16 protein-coding genes are annotated in these 18,657 nt (G+C 67.4%); 6 read left to right on the plus strand and 10 right to left on the minus strand.

All coding sequences use genetic code 11. The features are described 5' to 3' along the window. Positions 1-40 precede the first annotated feature (40 nt). The gene (locus ACSQ3Y_RS09950; protein WP_436177148.1) at positions 41-1,705 is read left to right on the plus strand and encodes a bluetail domain-containing putative surface protein; all 1,665 of its coding nucleotides are present in this window, start codon (positions 41-43) and stop codon (positions 1,703-1,705) included. Between the two features lie 917 nt (positions 1,706-2,622). On the opposite strand, the gene ACSQ3Y_RS09955 is transcribed toward ACSQ3Y_RS09950, so the two are convergent. The 6 genes from ACSQ3Y_RS09955 to ACSQ3Y_RS09980 are packed head-to-tail and all read right to left on the minus strand — an operon-like array spanning position 2,623 to position 8,605. Next, a complete protein-coding gene (locus ACSQ3Y_RS09955) occupies positions 2,623-4,074 on the minus strand; it encodes an aldehyde dehydrogenase (protein WP_436177149.1) in 1,452 nt (483 codons plus the stop codon). 55 nt (positions 4,075-4,129) lie between these two features. Then, positions 4,130-4,840 (minus strand): ABC transporter ATP-binding protein, encoded by a 711-nt coding sequence (locus ACSQ3Y_RS09960; RefSeq protein ID WP_436177150.1) that lies wholly within the window; start codon positions 4,838-4,840, stop codon positions 4,130-4,132. Beyond that, positions 4,837-5,601 (minus strand): ABC transporter ATP-binding protein, encoded by a 765-nt coding sequence (locus ACSQ3Y_RS09965; RefSeq protein ID WP_436177151.1) that lies wholly within the window; start codon positions 5,599-5,601, stop codon positions 4,837-4,839. The genes ACSQ3Y_RS09960 and ACSQ3Y_RS09965 overlap by 4 nt, the downstream gene beginning before the upstream one ends. Further along, positions 5,594-6,532: a branched-chain amino acid ABC transporter permease gene (locus ACSQ3Y_RS09970; RefSeq protein WP_436177152.1), complete on the minus strand. Its 939-nt coding sequence runs from the start codon at positions 6,530-6,532 to the stop codon at positions 5,594-5,596. Before ACSQ3Y_RS09970 ends, ACSQ3Y_RS09965 begins: the two co-directional genes overlap by 8 nt. Beyond that, a complete protein-coding gene (locus ACSQ3Y_RS09975) occupies positions 6,529-7,407 on the minus strand; it encodes a branched-chain amino acid ABC transporter permease (protein ID WP_436133803.1) in 879 nt (292 codons plus the stop codon). Before ACSQ3Y_RS09975 ends, ACSQ3Y_RS09970 begins: the two co-directional genes overlap by 4 nt. A 4-nt stretch (positions 7,408-7,411) precedes the next feature. Next, the gene (locus ACSQ3Y_RS09980) at positions 7,412-8,605 is read right to left on the minus strand and encodes an amino acid ABC transporter substrate-binding protein (RefSeq protein WP_436177153.1); all 1,194 of its coding nucleotides are present in this window, start codon (positions 8,603-8,605) and stop codon (positions 7,412-7,414) included. Positions 8,606-8,822: 217 nt separating this feature from the next. On the opposite strand from ACSQ3Y_RS09980, the gene ACSQ3Y_RS09985 reads away from it, so the two are divergent. From ACSQ3Y_RS09985 to ACSQ3Y_RS10000, 4 genes are all read left to right on the plus strand, one after another. Beyond that, the gene (locus tag ACSQ3Y_RS09985; RefSeq protein ID WP_436177154.1) at positions 8,823-9,803 is read left to right on the plus strand and encodes a helix-turn-helix domain-containing protein; all 981 of its coding nucleotides are present in this window, start codon (positions 8,823-8,825) and stop codon (positions 9,801-9,803) included. Positions 9,804-10,139: 336 nt separating this feature from the next. Further along, positions 10,140-10,589: a PaaI family thioesterase gene (locus ACSQ3Y_RS09990; RefSeq protein WP_436177155.1), complete on the plus strand. Its 450-nt coding sequence runs from the start codon at positions 10,140-10,142 to the stop codon at positions 10,587-10,589. 95 nt (positions 10,590-10,684) lie between these two features. After that, positions 10,685-11,503 carry an IclR family transcriptional regulator gene (locus tag ACSQ3Y_RS09995; protein WP_436177156.1) on the plus strand — a complete coding sequence of 273 codons (819 nt, stop codon included), beginning with the start codon at positions 10,685-10,687 and terminating at the stop codon, positions 11,501-11,503. 3 nt (positions 11,504-11,506) lie between these two features. Continuing rightward, entirely contained in the window at positions 11,507-11,899 is a 393-nt protein-coding gene (locus ACSQ3Y_RS10000) for a hypothetical protein (protein WP_436177157.1), read from the plus strand. Positions 11,900-11,944: 45 nt separating this feature from the next. Here ACSQ3Y_RS10000 and ACSQ3Y_RS10005 read toward each other — a convergent pair whose 3' ends face one another. From ACSQ3Y_RS10005 to ACSQ3Y_RS10020, 4 genes are read right to left on the minus strand one after another with little or no spacing between them, the layout of a single operon-like run. After that, entirely contained in the window at positions 11,945-12,907 is a 963-nt protein-coding gene (locus tag ACSQ3Y_RS10005) for a Bug family tripartite tricarboxylate transporter substrate binding protein (protein WP_057265952.1), read from the minus strand. 32 nt (positions 12,908-12,939) lie between these two features. Further along, positions 12,940-14,142 (minus strand): CaiB/BaiF CoA transferase family protein, encoded by a 1,203-nt coding sequence (locus ACSQ3Y_RS10010; RefSeq protein WP_436177158.1) that lies wholly within the window; start codon positions 14,140-14,142, stop codon positions 12,940-12,942. 6 nt (positions 14,143-14,148) lie between these two features. Next, positions 14,149-15,288 (minus strand): FAS1-like dehydratase domain-containing protein, encoded by a 1,140-nt coding sequence (locus ACSQ3Y_RS10015; protein ID WP_436177159.1) that lies wholly within the window; start codon positions 15,286-15,288, stop codon positions 14,149-14,151. Positions 15,289-15,315: 27 nt separating this feature from the next. Beyond that, the gene (locus ACSQ3Y_RS10020; RefSeq protein ID WP_436177160.1) at positions 15,316-16,905 is read right to left on the minus strand and encodes an acyl-CoA synthetase; all 1,590 of its coding nucleotides are present in this window, start codon (positions 16,903-16,905) and stop codon (positions 15,316-15,318) included. A 281-nt stretch (positions 16,906-17,186) separates the two neighbouring features. Between ACSQ3Y_RS10020 and ACSQ3Y_RS10025 the strand changes: the two genes are divergently transcribed. Then, positions 17,187-18,635 carry an efflux transporter outer membrane subunit gene (locus ACSQ3Y_RS10025; protein ID WP_436177161.1) on the plus strand — a complete coding sequence of 483 codons (1,449 nt, stop codon included), beginning with the start codon at positions 17,187-17,189 and terminating at the stop codon, positions 18,633-18,635. Positions 18,636-18,657: the final 22 nt, after the last annotated feature.

The raw sequence follows: 18,657 nt of genomic DNA on the forward strand, positions 1-18,657 counted from the left end.
TAGGCTCACAGAGTTCACTAAAACATCAAGGGAGGAATGGATGCCTGTCCAAGTTTCCGGCACGTATGCCGACGTCACCATGCTGAACAGGGTGTTCAACGACCAGTCTCCCGTGAACGCTGTCTATGTCAACCAGGTGGCGGCGGTCGAGCCCATCGGCATCACGGCCTTTGCCCAGCGGTTCGGCGCCGGCTTTACTGCGCTGACCGAGGATGCGCTGTCCACCAAGCTGTTGATGAACCTGGGCGTGCTGCCCAATGCGGGCTTGCAGACCGCCTTACGGGACTATCTTGTGTCTGTCGGCAAGGCCAATGTGGGCATTGTTGCCCTGCAACTGGGGCAGATCCTTTCGGGGCTTGAAAACGCCACCGGTGATCTGTCCGTATATGCAGCAGCGGCGGTGCAGTGGAACAGTGAAGTCACTGCATCCCATGCCTATTCCATCAACCCGAACAACACGGGAATACCAATCACTGATGGATGGGGCCCCGGCGTTGGCGTCACTCTGTTACTGACAGCCGGTGACGACGCCGTATCGCCTTCGGCTGCACAGGCCAAGTTCAAGACAACTGCCTACCAGGACACCATTTTAGCTACCACTGCCGGTCTGCTGTCCACCGCTGACGCCATTGATGGCGCTGGAGGGGTGGATACGCTCAGGGCCACGCTGGCCGCGAATGCGACGGTTGCACCCACACTGCAGAGTGTCGAAAAGGTGTTCATTCAGGCCGGGGCTCACTCGACGTTCATGGCGTCCAGTGCGACTGGCCTCACGGAGCTGTGGCGAGAGTCCGCGGCAGGTCCGGCCGAGTTTCGTGGAGTGGATCTTGCTACCACTGTCGGTATCCGCGATTCCGGCAGTGGTGGCGCACTGACGGTGGTTTTTGCGGGAACCAGCGGTGGCGCAGACGCTGCGAATCTGGTGCTATTCAGGGCTGCTGGCGATGATGAGGTGGTCGTGGACTCGGTTGAGCACCTGAACGTCAGGAGCCAGGGGTTCAGTTCGATGGCCGGAGTCGCCAATACCGCCAGGATCACCGCCAACGCGGCCGAAAAGATCGTGCTCACCGGCGAACAGGCCTTGAAGACTACCGTGGTGGGCGCCCAGGTCTCGGTGATCGATGCCTCTGCGCTGACCGGCGCGCTGTCGCTGGCGTTTGCCACCCACAGGCCGGTGACCATCACCGGCGGCGGAGGGGCAGATACCTTCGTCATCAACGACGCTTCTGGTGCCCAGGTGATCGTTGCGGCGGGCGAGGGTAATGACACGATCACCATGGGTGCCGGCAACGCCCACAGGATCACCCTGGGCGGCGGCGCCGATACGCTGAACCTCACCGGCCTGGCGGGTGCCGCCGCCAAGGATCTGGACACCAGTTTCTCCGTCGGGCTTGGCTGGTCTGCCATCGTGGTGACCGACTTCGTGAGCGGCACCGACAGACTGGCGCTGACGGCCGCAACGGCGACCGCCAAGGCTGCACCGACCAGCCTGCAACTGGTTGGCATTTCCGATTCATCATCCCTGCTGGACGCCGCCTCGTTGGCTGCCACCACCGCTGGTGCTAACAAGGCCATTGCATTCCGTTATGGTTCCGATACCTACATCCTGGTGAATGACAACGTGTCTGCACTGGGTGCGAACGACAGCCTGGTCAAGCTCAGCGGTGTGTCCACGCTGGGGGATGCGTCCTGGGCTGTGGCGTAGTTGGTCTGCTGGGCTCACCACATAGCGCTGGGTGCTGTTCCTGTGGGTTGTAGTTGCTTCTGTTCGTTGTTGGAGGGCGGAGGCCGGGGTGTGCGCCCGGCGGCGCAGTAACTTTCTCTTGCGTCGTCAAGAGAAAGTCACCAAAGAGAAGACGACCCCCAGTCTGCGTCCCCAGTTCGCCCTGTCGGGCGAACTGGGGCAACCTGCGATGCTCGGTCCTGGGGTGGTGCCGCAGAACTCACTGCGTTCTTCGAACTCCGCTCAAACAGCTGCGGCAAGCCAGATCACGAAGTGCGTGTGTCCTTCGGCACACGCACCCACCCCAGGCCCTGCGCTTCTCGGCGCAGCCAGCAGGGGTGGGGAGCGGGGACAAAGACGGCTGCTGCTTCGCAGCTGCGCCGGGGGGGCGGTTCGCGCTGCGCGCTGCCGACGCGTGGGCTCAATCGCCCTGGCGAGCCGAGCGCAGCGAAGGACCACAGGCCGAGCAAAGCAATGGCCCGTAGGGAGCCCGCTTCCACCCCCTTCTGACCGTGCCGAGAAGCGCAGGGCCTGGGGTGAGCGCGTGCCGAAGGACACGCGCATCGTCATCTGGCTCGCCGAAGCTGTTTGACCGGAGCTGCCTCGCAGAGGCAGTGCAGGGAGTTCTTCGGCGTCACCCCAGGACCGAGCATCGCAGGCTGCCCCCAGCGCCCGATAGGGCGATGGGGGACACGGGCAGCGGGGTCGCCTTTTCTTGGCCTACCTTCTTTTGGCGACGCAAAAGAAGGTAGGTGCGCCGCCGGGCGCACACCCCGGCCTCCGCCTTTCACGCAGGCACGCAGCAACCACAACCACAGGCAACGAGCCCCAGCACGGGACGGGCCAAGACCCCGCCTCCGCCCTCCACAAAGTCACCGCAGCAACCATGCAAAGAGGGCTCAGAACGGATAATGCCGCGCAGTAGTCTGCACCGTAATCCAGCGCAGCTCCGTGAACTCCCGCACCCCCGCCATCCCCCCAAACCGCCCCCACCCCGAATTCTTCACCCCGCCAAACGGCATCTGCCCCTCGTCATGCACCGTAGGTCCATTGACATGGCAGATGCCCGATTCGATGCGCGCAGCCACGTTCCAGGCGCGGGCGATGTCGCGGCCGAAGACGGCGGCCGAGAGGCCGAACTCGTTGTCGTTGGCGCAGGCAATCGCTTCCTCCACGCCGTTCACGCGCACGATGGGCTTGAGCGGGCCGAAGGACTCCTCGCGGTAGATGTCCATCTCGGGCGTCACGTGGTCGAGGATGGTGGCGGCCATCAGCGTGTTCTCGCTCTTGCCGCCGCACACCAGCTTGGCGCCCTTGGCCAGGGCGTCGTCGATCAGGGCATTGCAGCGCTGCACGGTGGCCATGTCCACCACCGAGCCCAGCACCACCGGGCCCTTGCGCGGGTCGCCCAGCGGCAGGGCCTGTGCGCGCGCTGCGAAGCGGGCCACGAAGTCGTTGGCGATGGAGGCATCCACCACGATGCGCTCGGTGGACATGCAGATCTGGCCCGAGTTGGCAAACGAGCCGAACACGGCGGCGTCCACCGCAGCGTCCACGTCCGCATCGTCCAGCACCACCAGGGGCGCCTTGCCGCCGAGCTCCAGCACCGTGGGCTTGAGGTACTTGGCGCAGGTCTGCGCGACGATGCGCCCGACCTTGGTGGAGCCGGTGAAGTTCACGCGGCGCACGGCCGGGTGGGCCACGATGGCCTCGACGACCGCACCCGCGTCGGCCGGTGCATTGGTCACGAAGTTCACCACGCCCGGGGGCAGGCCGGCTTCCTGCAGCGCTTCGATGATCAGGCCGTGCGTGGCGGGGCTTAGCTCCGAGCCCTTCAAGATCACGGTGTTGCCGCAGGCCAGCGGTGTGGCAATGGCGCGCACGCCGAGGATGATGGGTGCATTCCACGGCGCAATGCCCAGCACCACGCCTGCGGCCTGGCGCACGCCCATGGCCAGGCTGCCGGGCACGTCCGACGGGATCACCTCGCCCGCGATCTGCGTGGTCAGGGCCGCCGCCTCCTGCAGCAGGCCGGCGGCCAGGTGCACGTTGAAGCCGGCCCACAGGCCCGAGGCACCGGTCTCGGCGGCCATGGCGGCGGCAAAGGCATCGCCCTTGGCTTCGAGCGCATGCGCGGCCTTGAGCAGCAGCGCACGGCGCGCATTGGGGCCCAGGGCCGACCAGGCGGGGAAGGCCTTGGCGGCGGCGTCGGCGGCGGCCTTGGCATCGGCCACGGTGGCGGCGGGCGCGGTGGTGGCCACGGAGCCGTCGAGTGGGTTGCGGCGCTCGAAGGTGGCGCCGCCGGCGGCCTGCACGCGCTCGCCGTTGATCAGCATGGAAATGGCAGTCATGGATATCTCCTGAACGACAAGAAAAGAAAGTCGGATAAGAAAGAGTGGAAAAGATTCAGGCCACGCCGAGATAGGCTTGGCGCACCGCGTCCGATTGCAACAAGGTGGATGCCTCGCCGGATGCCACGATGCGCCCGCGCTCCAGCACATAGCCGCGCTGCGCCACCTGCAGCGCCTTGCGCACGTTCTGCTCCACCATGAGCACGGTGACGCCCTGCGCCGCGATGCGCTGCACGATGGCCAGCAGCTCGTCCACCATGCGCGGTGCCAGGCCGAGTGAGGGCTCGTCCAGCATCAACAGGCGCGGGCCGCTCATCATGGCGCGGGCCACGGCCACCATCTGCTGCTCGCCGCCGCTCATGGTGCCGGCCAGTTGCTGCGCACGCTCCTTGAGGCGCGGAAAATCCTCGAAGGCCTGGGCCAGGCGCACGGCGCGCATGCGCGAGGGTACCAGCCAGCCGCCGAGCTCCAGGTTCTCGGTCACCGTCATCTGCGGAAACAGCTGGCGGCCCTCGGCCACCAGGGCCAGGCCGCGCTGCACGCAGGCCGTGGCATTCATTGCGGGCACCGGTTGGCCGTCGAGCAGCACCATTCCCTGGCGCGGCAGCAGGCCGGCCAGCGCCTTGAGCAGCGTGGTCTTGCCGGCACCGTTGGGGCCGACGATCACCGTGATGCCGGGCTGGGCCTGGAGCGACAGATCCTGCAGCACCTGAAAGCCTGCGTAGCCTGTGGTCAGCCTCTGGACTGAAAGCTGTGTGCCGCTCATGCCGTGGCTCCTTCAGGCGTTGCCGGTGTGGCCATTTCATCGCCCAGATAGGCTTCGATCACCTCCGGGTTGCGCACCACCTCGGCGGGGGTGCCGTCAGCGATCTTGCGGCCCTGGTGCAGCACCAGCACACGCTCCACGTACTTGAGCAGCGTGGTCACCGCATGCTCGATCCACACCACCGTCAGGCCCCAGTCGTCGCGCAGGCGGCGGATGCGCTGGGCCATGGCGTCCACCTCGGCCTCGGTCAGGCCGGCGGCCACCTCGTCGAGCAGCAGCAGGCGCGGGCGCGTGCCCAGTGCCATGCCGATCTCCAGCAGGCGCTGCTGCGAAGGCGTCACGTCGGCGGCGGGACGATCGGCCAGGGCCGACAGGCCCAGCATGGCCAGGATCTCGTCCTCATTGCGCAGGCCCACGGGCCCCTGGCGGTGGCGGCCCGCGAACTGCATGCCGAAGCGCACGTTGTCGCGCACCGTCATGTCGGCAAACACGCGTGGCGTCTGGAAGGTGCGCGCAATGCCGTGCGCCGCATAGTGGTGCGGCCCTTTTCCGGTGAGGTTGTCGCCCCCGCAGTGCAGCGTGCCCGAGGTCGGTGGCTGCACGCCCGAGATGGCGTTGAAGAAGGTGGTCTTGCCCGCGCCGTTGGGGCCGATGATGCCGATGAGCTCGCCCGCATGCAGCGTGGCGCTCACGCCGTCCACGGCGGTCAGGCCGCCAAAGCGCACGGTGACGCTGTCGATGGTCAACAGTGCCTCAGACATGGCCGGCCTCCGCTGCAGGCGTGGCCGCCCGCTTGCGCTGCCACAGCGTGGCCAGTCCGTTGGGCAGGTACATCACGCACAGGATGAGCAGCAGGCCCAGCACCATCATGTAGCCGTAGGGCAGTTGCAGGCGCAGTGTCTCGGCCAGCAGGCTGAAGACGATGGCCGCCAGCACCGGCCCGCCGATACTGGCCGCACCGCCGATCAGCGCGATAAGCACGGTCTGGAAGCCGATGAAGGGGCTGAACACGGCCGCCGGCTCGATGTAGGTCCAGCGCACGGCCATGGCCGCACCCACGGCGCCCGCAAAGGCCGCAGTGATGCCGAAGCCCGCGATCTTGGCCAGGCGCGTGTCCACCCCCAGCGTCTGTGCGCGCTGCTCGTCGGCACCGATGCCCGAGAGCGCCAGGCCAAAGCGGCTGCGCTTTACCGCAATCGACGTGGCGATGGCCGCCGCCGCGATCAGCAGCACCGTGAGGTACACCGTCTCGTTGCTGGGCACCACGGTGAGCACGCGGCCTACGGTACCGGAGACCTGCTTTTCAACGAAGGTCACCGCGTGGCGAATCAGCTCCGTCATGCCGAAGGTGAGCACCGCGAAATAGGTGCCCCTGAGGTGCAGCACGGCCGCACCCATCACGATGGCCACCACCGCTGCGATGAGCGCACCGGCCAGTACCACCAGCGGCCAGGGCAGCACATTCAGCAGCGTGGCGCTGGCATACGCCCCGATGCCGAAGAAGGCCGACGTGGCCAGCGACAGGTAGCGCGTGGCACCGCAGAACAGCGACCAGCTGGTGGCCAGCGCGATGTACATCAGGCAGCTGAGCAGCACCGAGGCCATGAACTCGGACACCAGCCAGGGCAGGGTACCGACCACGGCCGTGCCCGCTGCGAGCGCGAGCCAGGGTTTGTTGGAATGGAGTTTCATTTTTTGCTGAATAGACCGTTGGGGCGCCAAATCAGCACGCCGATGAACACCGCATAGCTCAGCAGCATCTTGAGGGACGGGCTGCTGAAATGCATGCCCAGGGCTTCGACCACACCGAGCAGCAGGCCGCCGGCCAGGCTGCCCGCCAGGCTGCCGAAACCGCCCAGCGTGATCACGATCAGCGCCGTGACGGTGTAGGGCTCGCCCATCGATGGCGAGATCTCGTAGGTCATCGACAGCAAGGCCCCCGCCACGCCCGAGAGGCCCAGGCCAATGCCGAACATCATCGGGTGCAGACGCCGGGTGTTGATGCCCACCAGTTGCGCCCCGGTGGGCGACTGCATGAGCGCCCGCACGGCCTTGCCCAGCAAGGTGAGCTTGAGCAGCGCGATCAGCGCGGCCGACAGCGCCAGCGCCACGCCGAACAGCACCAGCTTGTTCTCGGTGAAGCGCATGCCCGCGATCTGCACCGGGTCGGCCAGGTATTCATAGCCGCGCAGGTCGCCGCCCCAGATCAGCAGGGCGGTGTTCTGCACCAGGAACATCAGGCCGAAGCCCACCATCAGGCTGCGTGCCTCGAACACGTCCACGTTCGGCGCACGCGCCGCCAGGCGCTTGAAGCACAGCGCATGCACCGCCACGCCCAGCACGAACAGCGCGATGAAGGCCAGCGGCATCAGCGCCAGCGGCGACCAGCCCCAGGCGGTGTGCGCCCACCAGGTCAGGAAGGCGCCGAGCATCAGAAACTCGCCATGCGAGATGTTCATGATGCGCATCAGCCCGTATTGCAGGTTCAGGCCCATGGCCACCAGCGCATAGATGCCGCCGGTAATCAGGCCACTGGCGACCAGCTCGGCCCAGGAAGTCAAAGACACTTTGTTATTTCCAAACGGGTTTAGCCGTGTTCAGCTGCGCCGTGGCGCGGTCCTTGGGCCAGACCACCTCGAAGTCGCTGCCCTGCCACTGGCTCACCGTGCCGGGGATGGACGCGTTCTCGCTGCCCGCAAAGCGGATGCCGCCCAGAATGGTCTTGAACTCGTTCTTGGCGATGTGCTCGCGCAGCGCCTTGCGGTCCAGCCCCACCTTCTCCACCGCCTGCTGCAGGATCTGCAGGCCTGACCAGGCATGGCCGCTGGCCCAGCGGTCGGGCTCCTTGTTGAACTTCTTCACATGCGCGTCGAAATAGGCCTTGGCCTCGGGGCTGGTCTTCACGCTCCACGAGCCCATGCCGATCACGCCCTCGGTGTTGGCCTGCATCACGTTCTTGTACAGCTGGAAGGCCGTGCCCACCGAGGCGTAGAAGAACTTGGGGTTCAGCCCCACCTCGCGCGCCTGGCGGCTGGCCAGGATGGTGTCGGGCGGGTAGGTGATGCCGATGAAGGCGTCGGGGTTCAGGTCCTTGATGCCGCGCAGCACGGGTGCCAGGTCCTTCACGCCCAGGGGGTAGCTCTTGCGCTCCACCACCTGGATGCTGGTCTTCTTGAGCGCGCTGTTCAGCGCCGCGAAGTTTTCCAGGCCGAACAGGTCGTCCATGTAGACGATGGCCACCGATTTCACGCCGTTGGCCACCAGCATGTCCACCAGCGCGCCCATCATCTTGTCGGGCTGCTGCAGCAGCGAGAAGAAGTAGGGCAGATTCATGTCGATCAGCTTGCGCGACAGCGCCGTGGGCGCGAGCAGCGGGTAGCCGAAGCGGTTGGCCAGCGGCGCGATGGCGAAGTTGGCGCCCGAGCCCCAGGGCGGCAGGATCAGGTCCACCTTGTCGCTGCCCATGAGCTTTTCGAAGGTGCGCACGCAGGTTTCGGTCTCGCTGCGGTCGTCGTAGCCGATGAGCTCGATGGGGCGCTTGGCGCCCTTGATGCTCAGGCCGCCTGCGGCGTTCACCTGCTCGGCCCACAGCAGGTAGTTGGGCTCCTGGCTGACCTGTGCGCCTGCCGCCCAGGGGCCTGTGCGGGCGATGGCGTAGCCCACGCGCACGGGGCCGGACTGGGCCAGCAGGTGCGGGGCGACCGACATGGCGCCCACCGTGGCGGCCACGCCCTTGATCCATTGGCGTTTGGATTGATGAACCATTTTTGTGTCTCCTGGGATGGGCGGCCCGCATGGTGCAAGCCGTTGACCGATCGTAGGCAGGAGGGCTTTGGGTCGCTGCGCTGAGCGTGCACAAAACGCTGGTCCCAGCGTGCACAGCGCAGCGGGTTTACCCGGATTTCCGTGCTGCGCCGGGGAATAGGCCTGCGCCGGATAATCCGGGCATACCGGCGGCGCCAGCCGCTGCACTGGAGACACCATGGCCTACCCCCTGACCGAGGTATCCACCGATACCGTGGCACCGCGCGACCGCCTGCACCTGTGGGGCGATGCGGTGTGGCGGCTCATTGGCGGGCTGGAGTCGGATGCCTTCGGCGACGAGGCCTTTGCCGGCCACATCACCTCGGGCCAGGCCGGCTATGTCAACCTTTGCCAGCTCGACGTGAGCCGCCACCGCGTGGTGCGCACCCCCAGCCTCATCCGCGGCAGCGACCGGGCCTACATCAAGGTGGTGGCGCAGCTCGAAGGGCGCGCCTGCTTCGAGCAGAACGGCCGCCAGGTGTGGCTGTCGCCCGGCGAGTGGAGCGTGTACGACACCACCCGCGCCTACGCGGTGAGCAACCCCGAGGCCGTGCGCCAGATGGTGCTGATGATCCCCAAGGAGCAGATGCCCGAGCGCAAGCTCAAGCTCGACGACCTCATGGTGCAGCGCTTTTCGGGCACCAGCGGTGTCTCGCGCCTGGCCTGGGACACCATGCGCGCTGCCTTCACCGAACTGCCCAGTATGTCCGACGCGGCAGCCGATGGCGTGGCCGATGTGATCACGCACCTGGTGCAGCTGTCGCTGCTCGAGCGCAACGGCCAGCACACCGCCGTGTCGCAGCGCGAGGCCCTGCGCGACCGCATCGGCCAGTACATCGACCGCCACCTGGCGGACCCCGAACTCACCATTGACCGCATCGCGCAGGCGCTCAACTGCAGCCGGCGCCACCTGTACAACGCCATGGCCGACGATGGCGACACCCTGGCCGCCACCATCCAGCAGCGCCGCCTCGAAGCCTGCCTGCGCGAGCTGCGCCACCCGGCGCACGCCCACCGCTCGGTGACGGACATCGCCATCTCCTGGGGCTTTCGCAACAGCGGCCACTTCAGCCGCGTGTTCAAGGCCCACACGGGCTACAGCCCGAGCGAATACCGCGGGCGGGCATCGCTGTCAGCGCCCGCGCTGCACACGCACTGAGCAGTTGAACTCGGTCTGAGGGCGCGGCGCAACGCCGTGCTCCGTTGGTGCGCCTGGCCTTCCCGGGCCTTCCCAGGCCTTGCCGGCGACCTTGCCGGGCTGCTCCCTCGTACCGCGCTGCATTGCTGGCCCGGGACCCCGCGCGCAGCGCCTCCCATCCCCGGCACTTCGTCTTCTTTCGTCAAAACCTTTTTCGCAAGGCGCCGTCCACAGTGCGGGTCGCATGGCGCATGGCGCATGGCGCATGGCGCAATGCCTTCCATTGTTTGTACCTTTGCCATAAAATTGTCTGGAGACAATTGAATAGTGTTTTGTACAAACTATGGAGTGATCGCCATGACCGATGCGCAGGCAGTACCGGGTGGAGCGCCCCCGTCCCCGGAGGAGGGTGGTTGGAAGGTGCGATCCCTGGCGGGTTTCGCCGGCACGGCAGGGCCGCTGTGGACCCGGCGAGAAGGGGACGGATGGGCCTATGGCTTCCAGATGGCACCGGCGCACCTCAATCCTGCCGGGGTGGTGCATGGCGGCGCGCTGCTCACCCTGGTGGACCATGCGATCAGCACCGTGGCGTGGGAGGCCTGCGGCCGGGTGCCGTGTGTCACGCTGCAGCTCGATTCGCAGTTTCTGACCGCCGTGCGGCAGGGGCAGTTTGCACAGGCGCGGGCGCAGATCACGCACCGCACCCACCAGATGCTCTTCATGCAGGGCAGTGTGGCGGTCGATGGCCAGATGGTCCTGCGGGCGCAGGCGATCATGAAAATGCTGCCTGCGGAGCGCCTCGCATGAGGGCCGGCCTCCCGGCACCGGGGCCGGCGCGGGGTTCCAGGGGCTTGCCCCAGCAGCCCTGCACTATCATGCAAATTTGGCCCTCGTCCCTTGTCATGCCCCCAAAGCGCACACCGTCGCCCGAGCCGGCGCCGCCGACCCCCCAAAAGCCCGCCGTGCGCGTGCGGCCCGTGCCAGCCGTCAGCCGGTCCATAGCCATCCTTCGCTTCCTCGGAAACGCCAAGCAGGGCCTGGGTGTCAAGGCCATCGCCGATGAGCTGGGCCTGGTGCCCAGCACCTGCCTGCACATCCTGCGCGTGCTGGTCAGCGAGGAACTGGTCAGCGTGGACCCGGCCACCAAGCGCTACTTGCTGGGCAGCGGCATGATCAGCCTGGCCCGCAGCGTGCTGGAGAGCAGCGGCTTCGCGCAGCTCGTGCAGCCTGCGCTCGACCGACTCGCCTCCACCCGGGGGGTCACCGCCATGGGCGTGGAGATCACACCCAAGCAATCCGTCGTGGTGCTGGCCCTGTCGCGCTCGAACCAGCCGTTTCGCCTGCACACCGACGTGGGCAGCCAGTTCTCCCACCTGGCCAGTGCCACCGGCCGGCTGATCGCCGCCTACAGCGGCGAGAACTGGACCCAGCTGCGCCAGAAGTTCAATGCCACGCAATGGGACAAGAAGCCCGCCTTCGACACCTGGAAGCGGGAGGTGGAACTGGCCCGGGCGCAGGGCTGGAGCCTGGACCGCGACAACTTCATGAGTGGCCTCACCGTGGTCGCCGTGCCCATCTGCTCGCCCGGCGGAAGCCTCACGCACACCCTGGTGGCGGCCGGTATGTCCAGCCAGCTCAATGCCACCGAAACCACCGAACTGGCCGCGATGATGCTGCGCGAAGCCCAGGCCATCGGCAACCTGCTGGTGGCGCGGAGCTAGCGCATGGCGTTCGATAGCTCCCCCATTCCCGGCGAAGGTCTCCAGACGGTTCTTCGCACCATTCCCATGCCTGCAGACCTGGGGATCGGTGGGCAGATCCCCATCGGCTGGGTGCTGGGGCAACTCGACCAGGCGGGCGCGGTGCTGCCGGGCGGCCATTTCAGGCGCAACGTGGCGCTGGTGCAGCTCGATGCCATCGAGGTCGAAGCGATGCCCGTGCTGGGGGATTTCGTCACCTTTCGCGCCCGCCTGCTGGACGCAGGTGCCGAGCGCGCGAGGGTGGAGGTGCAGGCCCTGAGAACCTCACGCGGCGCTCAAGGCCCGGAGCAGGAGCAGGTCCTGCGCACCTGCCTGGTGTATGTGCCGCTGCCCGCCGAGGGCAGCATGCCCGACTAGCTTTTGCAGGCGCCTGGCACGAGAGCCTGCGCCGGGCTGTCGGGCTCAATCGACCTTCATGTCGGCCGCTTGGATAACCGGCTGCCACTTCTTGCGCTCGGACAGGGCGAACTCCCGGAGCTGGACGGCGGTGCCGCCCGCCGGCTCGAAGCCCAGCTCCAGCAGCTTGTGCCGTGCCTCGGGGCGCTGCAGCACCTTGTTCATGGCGGCGTTGAGCGTGGCGATCACGGTTGCAGGGGTGTTCCTGGGCGCGTACAAGGCGTTCCAGGCGATCACCTCGAAGCCGGCGTAGCCCTGCTCGTCCATGGTCTTGACGCCCGGCACCAGGCTGCTGGGCTTGCTCGACGTGACGGCAATGGCGCGGATCTTTCCCGAGGCCAGGTGGGGCCTGAGGCTGGTGGGGGTGTCCACGATCACCGGCAACTGCCCGCCCAGCACGTCGGTCATGGCATTGCCCGAGCCCTTGTAGGGCACGCCAAACACCGGTGCCCCCGAGCGCTGCTTGAGCAGCTCCACCACCAGGCGGGCACTGGTGCTGGGCATGGCGATGTCGGCAGACCGCGTGCTGCGGGCGGCGGTGTCCACCAGTTCCTTGGGGGTGTGGAAGGGCGACTGGCTGTTGACGGCCACGACCATGGGAAAGGTGCCCACCAGGACGATGGGCTCGAAGTCCCGCTCCGCATCAAACGGCACCCGCGCATACAGGTACTGGTTGAGCGCATGGGTTGCATTCGTCCCCATGGTCAGGGTGTAGCCGTCGGGCGCGGCCTGGGCCGCGATCTCCGTGCCCAGGTTGCCCCCGGCGCCGGGCCGGTTGTCGATCACGATGGCCTGCCCCAGGTCCCTGGACATCTGCTCGGCCAGGTACCTGGTGGCGATGTCCGTGCCCTGCCCGGCGGGGTAGGCCACGATGATCTTGATCGGCTTGGCGGGGTAGGTCTGTGCGCCCGCCGGGCCCGGGCTCGCCATGGCACAGGCGGCCGCCATCACTGCAGCAATCAGTCGCATTGTTGTCTCCTTGTGTATTCTTGATCGAAACGCTATCGCCGTGTTGCGGGGGCCGCGCCGCTGCCCTGCAGCTGTTCTCGCTCCTGTGGGCTGAAACCCAGGCTTTCCAGGATCTGCACTGCGTCCTGCGCAAACCGGGGCGGGCTCGCCCCGGCCACGCCCGGCGTGCCCATCAGCCGCATCGGCGAGCGCAGGCCGGTGTAGCCGTCCCGCTGCACCAGCATCTGTCGGTGCGCGCAGTGCGCATGGGCCAGCGCCCTCGGGATCGAGTTCACCGCACCGGCGGGCACGCCCGCGCGCATCAGCGACTCGCACAGCGGCTCGCAGGCCATGGACGCAATGGCCGTCTCGATGGCTTGCTTGAGCGCGTCCCGGTGCACCAGCCGCTGGGCGTTGGAGGTGAAACGCTCGTCCGCGATCAGCGCCTGCAACCCGACATGGCTGCAGAACCGCTGGAACTGGACGTCGGTCATGATCCCGATGAACAGCTCCCCGTCGCTGGCCCTGAACTTGTCGTAGGGCGCAATGTTGGGGTGCGCGCTGCCCAGCAGCTCGGGGTCTTTCTGCGACGCCAGCCAGTTCGAAGCGTGCGGCAGCAGCAGGCTCAGCGCGGTGTCGTACAGCGCCGCCTCCACGCGCTGGCCGCGCCCTTGCGTGCCACGCGCATGCAGCGCCATCAGGATGCCCGAGAGCGCCACGTAGCCGGTCAGGTGGTCCACCACGGGAATCCCGATGCGGGTGGCCCCGCAGGATTCGTCGCCGTTGACGCTCATCAGCCCGCACAGGGCCTGCAGCACCGCGTCGTAGCCGGGCAGCCCGCCCAGCGGGCCGTCCGCCCCGAAGCCCGTGATGTTGCAGTAGACCAGGCGCGGGTACTGGTCGGCCAGGGCCTGTTCGTAGCCCAGGCCCCAGCGCTCCATGGTCCCCGGCAGGAAGTTCTCCACCAGCACGTCGGCATCGCCGAGCAGCCGGTGCAGCACTTCCTGCGCCTGCGGCATCGACAGGTCCAGGCTCATCGCGCGCTTGCCGCGGTTGAGTGCGGAGAAATACGCCGCGCTCCCCGAACTGTCGAAGGGCGGACCGAGCCTGCGGGTTTCATCCCCCGCAGGCGGCTCGATCTTCACCACTTGCGCCCCCTGGTCCGCGAGGACCTGGGTGCACAGCGGCCCTGCGAGCACACGCGTCAGGTCGACGACCTTCAGTCCCTGCAGTGCGCCGGTAGGGGTCGTGTGCATCGGGTGTCATCCCCGCGATGGCAGCGCCACCACGCCGCTTCCGACCACCGAGAGTTCGCCGTCCTGGTTGTGCGCTTCCTGCTCGATCTCGATCAGGTGCTGGCCGTTCTCGGTGTACTTGCGCTTGACCTTGCCCTTGATGAACAGCAGGTCGCCCTCGGGGTTGTGGCGGCGGATCTTGCAGCTCGCCTTTTGCAGAAAGCCGGTATCGCCCATCCAGTTGGTCAACTGGTGGGTGAGCCAGGAGGTACGCTCCGGGCCGTAGTCATAGGCACCCGGTGCACCCACTTCCAGGGCGAAGTCTTCTTCCCAATGGACGCGCTCTGGCACGTCAGGGATGCCGAAGCGGTTCTTGATGCCCACGCCGGGGTGCGAGTCGATGAGCTTCCAGGCGAGCTTGTTGGCCCGGATGTACAGGCCGCCCCAGCCCTGGGCATAGGCGATGAAGCCCGTCACGGTCATCGGGCCCTTGAAGAGCACCGGCAGGTCTTCGCCTTCTTTCACGTCCTCCCAGTAGCGGGGCGTGGCACCGCGGATCTCTTCGTTGCGGTAGAGCTTGAAGGCCTCGGCCAGCTCCTCGTCGGTGTAGCGGCGCGGCTCGCGTGCGCGCACCTCCTTGTACTTGGTGCCCTGCTCGCGTGCATGGTCGCGCTCGGTGCGAAAGCACCAGCTGTCCGCCTCGGCCACCTTGTCGCCCTGCTGGTTGAAGAAATCGACGTGGTAGATCTGCTGCACGGCGCGGCCGGCAAAGCGCGTCTGGTGCTCCACCAGGTCCTTGAGGTAGGCCTCGGTGCGGATCTCGTCGTTGCGGTGCAGGGGCTTGTGCCAGGTCCAGTCCGAACCCGACCACATGGCATGCACGCCAGGCAGCCCGCCGACATAGCCCGAGACGATGCGGCTGGTGGAGAACAGGAAGCTGGGCAGGGCCACGATGCCGCCGTAGTGGGACTTTGCCGCGTACTCGGGGTCGCACCACAGCGGGTTGTCGTCGCCGATGCCATGGGCATAGTGGCGGATGTTGTCGCGCGTGGCCTCGAAGCACCAGGGTTCGGCCATCTGGCCGATCTTCACGCCGATGCGCTGGCGCAGGTCGTCAAGGCCGCTCTCCGTGATCTTGGGAAAACTGCGGGGGTTGGAACTGCTCATGGGTTGTCTCCTTGGGGTGGTAAAAAATCAAAGGGCTGTGGAAAGGGATGCCGTGGATGCCGCAGCCGTGGCGATGGCTGCCGCCTCGCGCTCGCGCAGCACCTTGCGGTGCACCTTGCCGGCGGGGGTCTTGGGTAGCTCGGGGGAGAACTCGACGTGGCGCGGGTACTCGTGCTGGCTCAGCTTGGTCTTCACGAGTTCCTGGATTTCCTGGGCAAAGGCCTCGCTGGCCGGCCGCCCGCTGACCACGAAGGCCTTGACCACCTGGCCGCGCACGGCGTCGGGCACACCGATCGCGGCGGCCTCCAGCACGTCGCCGTGCATCAGGATCACGTTCTCGATCTCCACCGCGCTCATGGTCCAGCCGGCCGAGATGATCACGTCGTCCGCACGCCCGCCGTGGTGGAAGTAGCCGTCGCTGTCGATGCGGCCGAGGTCCTTGGTGGGCACCCATTCGCCCCGGCGCAACACCATCAGCTGGCCGGTCACATCGACCGGGCAGACCTGGCCCTGTGCGTCATGCACCTCGACCCGGGTACCGGGAACGGCCTTGCCCAGCGCGCCACGCTTGACCGGGAAGTCCGCAGCGCCGGGGTAGCTGGCCAGCACGACCCCGATCTCGGTGGTGCCGTACATGCTGCAGACCTGCAAGCCGAACTTCTGGTGTACGTAGTCGGCCGTGTCGTCGTCGATGGGTTCGCCCGTGAAGGACAGCTTCTCGAAATGGAAGGCGTACTCGTCCGCCTTGCCGCAGTTCTTGAGCATGCGGTAGTGCGTGGCGGCGGCCGACATGTTGGTGAAGCGGTGCTGCGACAGGGCCTGCAGCAGCCGCTCGGGGTGAAAGCGCCCGCTGTAGGCCCCCACCGTGAGGCCCAGCGCCAGCGGGGCGAGCGTGCCATGCCACAGGCCATGGCCCCAGGCCGGTGACGAGGGGCAGAAGAAGCGGTCCCCGGGCCGAAGGCCGGTGCCATAGAGGGCCGCGACCATCAGCGTCACGAGCGCCTTGTGCGTGTGCCTGACGGCCTCGGGCAGCTCCCGCGTCGTGCCCGAGGTGTACTGGAACACGGCCAGATCGTCCGCCCGGGAGGTGGCCTGGTACGCCGTGGGGAATTCGGCCAGGCGTTCGACGAAGCCGGCATCGAAGACCAGCACCTGCAAGCCATCGATGGAGCGTGCGACTTCTTCCTTGTGCTCATTGGTGACGAGCAGGGCCGGCTTGCAGTCGTTGACGCGCAGGCGCACGCCGTCGGGGCCGAACAGCGTGAACAGCGGCACGGCGATGGCCCCGCGCTTGATCACGCCGAACATCGCCGTGTAGAAGGCGCGCGAGGGCTCCAGCATGATGGCCACGCGGTCCCCGGCCTGTATGCCCCTCGACTCCAGGTAATGGGCGAACGCCGAGGAGTCCGCCGCGAGCTCCGCGTACGTGATGACCTCGTCCTCCCCGCCCGCATGCACCACCACCAGCGCATCGCGGCCGGTGGCCGCATGCCGGTCCACGCACTCGTGGGCGATGTTGAAGCGCTCGCGATTGCCATCGAAAAGCTCCCACAGCCGGTCGGGCGAGAAATGGGCCTGGGCATCCGCGTAAAGCGTGTAGTCGGTGAGTCGCTGCATGGGCTTCAGAGGTCGTTCATTGAGGTGATTCAGTTTCTTGATTTCACCAGTTTTTGTCAAATGAGTGCATTGATTGTCTATGTACAAAAACTGTGGGTGCGCCGCTGTGTGCAAAAAGCACGCTTCTACGGGATGGTTGACAGGGGGTGGAAGGTCAGGGCGAGCAGGCATGCGCGGCCGGTTTGTGTCGATTCTTTACCTGGGATTCACACGTTGGCAGTCATTGCGACGGATCGGTTTTGCACAATGGCATCAACAGCGAGAGCGCACCCTGAGCATCCATGAACCTTCTGTCCTCCCTCTCCCCCGCAACCGCCGGCCGGGCCCCGTCGCGGTTTCTGGCCCGGGGCATTCCGCTTGCCCTGCTGGCGCTGGCTGCAGCCCTGTCCGGCTGCGCCGGCATGGCCCCGCAGGACGCCGGTCTGCCAGACACCCCCGTGCCCACGGCATGGGCCGCAGGCACCACCGCTGCGCCCGGCAGCACCGCCACCTCGCTGGCCCAGTGGTGGCAGCGCCTGGGTGACCCGCAGCTGACCGCGCTGGTCGAGCAGGCCCTCACGGCCAACACCAGCGTGCGCACGGCCCAGGCCGCGCTGCGGCAGGCGCGCGCCCAGGTGGACGTGCAGGCCGCGGGCCTGTCGCCCCAGGTGGGCGCCTCGGCCTCGGCGCAGCGCAGCCGCTCGGGCAACAGCGGCGCGGGCAACAACTTCCAGCTGGGCTTCGATGCGAGCTGGGAGCCCGACGTCTTCGGCCGCGTGCGCGCCGGTGTCAACGCCAGTGAAGCCGATGCCCGCGCTGCCGAGGCCAGCCTGGCCGACGTGCAGGTGTCGCTGGCGGCCGAGGTGGCGGTGAACTACATCGAGCTGCGCGGCCTGCAGCAGCGCCTGGTGATCGCGCGCAGCAACCTGGCCAGCCAGGGCGAGACCTTGCAGATCACGCAGTGGCGCCTGCAGGCAGGGTTGACCACCTCGCTGGTGGCCGAGCAGGCGCGCGCTGCGTCGGAGCAGACGGCCGCGCAGATCCCCGCGCTCGAAGCCAGCCTGGCCCAGTCGCGCCACAGCCTGGCCGTGCTGACGGGCCAAGCGCCGGCCGCGCTCGATGTGCAACTGGCTGCCAGCGTGGCCGTGCCCCAGCCCGGCGATGAACTGGCCATGGCCATCCCTGCAGAAACCCTGCGCCAGCGGCCCGACGTGCGCGCGGCCGAGCAGCGCATCACCGCCGCGCTGGCCCGCGTCTCGCAGGCCGATGCGGCACGCTACCCGGACTTTGGCATCGGCGGATCGCTGGGCTTGCGTGCGCTGACCCTCGGCGCCCTGAGCGGCGGCAGCGCCGTGGCCGCGTCGCTGCTGGGCAGCATTTCGGTACCGCTGCTCGACGGCGGTGCCGCGCGCGCCCAGGTGCGGGCGCAGGAGGCCAGCCTGGAGCAGGCGCGCATCGCTTACCAGGCGGCCGTGCTCACCGCACTCAAGGATGTGGAAGATGCGCTGGTGTCCCTGCGCGGCAACCGCGAGCGCCTGGTGCGCCTGCGCTCTGCCGCCGATGCCGCCGGCAATGCCGAACTGCTCGCACGCCAGCGCTACAGCAGCGGGTTGATCGACTTCCAGTCGGTGCTGGAGACCCAGCGCACGCTGCTGTCCACCCAGGAGGGCGTGGCCACCACGGTGGCCAGCCTGTCCGCCGACCATGTGCGCCTGTACAAGGCGCTCGGCGGCGGCTGGCAGCCGCAGTAGCAGCCGGCCGCACGCACTGCAC

It is taken from the genome of Acidovorax sp. LjRoot66, from assembly GCF_964253305.1.
Classification (GTDB): domain Bacteria; phylum Pseudomonadota; class Gammaproteobacteria; order Burkholderiales; family Burkholderiaceae_C; genus Acidovorax.

Coding starts and splice junctions, on each gene's coding strand:
- ACSQ3Y_RS09950 (WP_436177148.1), top strand. CDS start 41: ATGCCTGTCCAAGTTTCCGGCACGTATGCCGACGTCACCATGCTGAAC.
- ACSQ3Y_RS10025 (WP_436177161.1), top strand. CDS start 17,187: ATGAACCTTCTGTCCTCCCTCTCCCCCGCAACCGCCGGCCGGGCCCCG.
- ACSQ3Y_RS09970 (WP_436177152.1), bottom strand. CDS start 6,532: ATGAAACTCCATTCCAACAAACCCTGGCTCGCGCTCGCAGCGGGCACG.
- ACSQ3Y_RS10000 (WP_436177157.1), top strand. CDS start 11,507: ATGGCGTTCGATAGCTCCCCCATTCCCGGCGAAGGTCTCCAGACGGTT.
- ACSQ3Y_RS09955 (WP_436177149.1), bottom strand. CDS start 4,074: ATGACTGCCATTTCCATGCTGATCAACGGCGAGCGCGTGCAGGCCGCC.
- ACSQ3Y_RS10020 (WP_436177160.1), bottom strand. CDS start 16,905: ATGCAGCGACTCACCGACTACACGCTTTACGCGGATGCCCAGGCCCAT.
- ACSQ3Y_RS09985 (WP_436177154.1), top strand. CDS start 8,823: ATGGCCTACCCCCTGACCGAGGTATCCACCGATACCGTGGCACCGCGC.
- ACSQ3Y_RS09995 (WP_436177156.1), top strand. CDS start 10,685: ATGCCCCCAAAGCGCACACCGTCGCCCGAGCCGGCGCCGCCGACCCCC.
- ACSQ3Y_RS10015 (WP_436177159.1), bottom strand. CDS start 15,288: ATGAGCAGTTCCAACCCCCGCAGTTTTCCCAAGATCACGGAGAGCGGC.
- ACSQ3Y_RS10005 (WP_057265952.1), bottom strand. CDS start 12,907: ATGCGACTGATTGCTGCAGTGATGGCGGCCGCCTGTGCCATGGCGAGC.
- ACSQ3Y_RS09990 (WP_436177155.1), top strand. CDS start 10,140: ATGACCGATGCGCAGGCAGTACCGGGTGGAGCGCCCCCGTCCCCGGAG.
- ACSQ3Y_RS09960 (WP_436177150.1), bottom strand. CDS start 4,840: ATGAGCGGCACACAGCTTTCAGTCCAGAGGCTGACCACAGGCTACGCA.
- ACSQ3Y_RS09965 (WP_436177151.1), bottom strand. CDS start 5,601: ATGTCTGAGGCACTGTTGACCATCGACAGCGTCACCGTGCGCTTTGGC.
- ACSQ3Y_RS10010 (WP_436177158.1), bottom strand. CDS start 14,142: ATGCACACGACCCCTACCGGCGCACTGCAGGGACTGAAGGTCGTCGAC.
- ACSQ3Y_RS09980 (WP_436177153.1), bottom strand. CDS start 8,605: ATGGTTCATCAATCCAAACGCCAATGGATCAAGGGCGTGGCCGCCACG.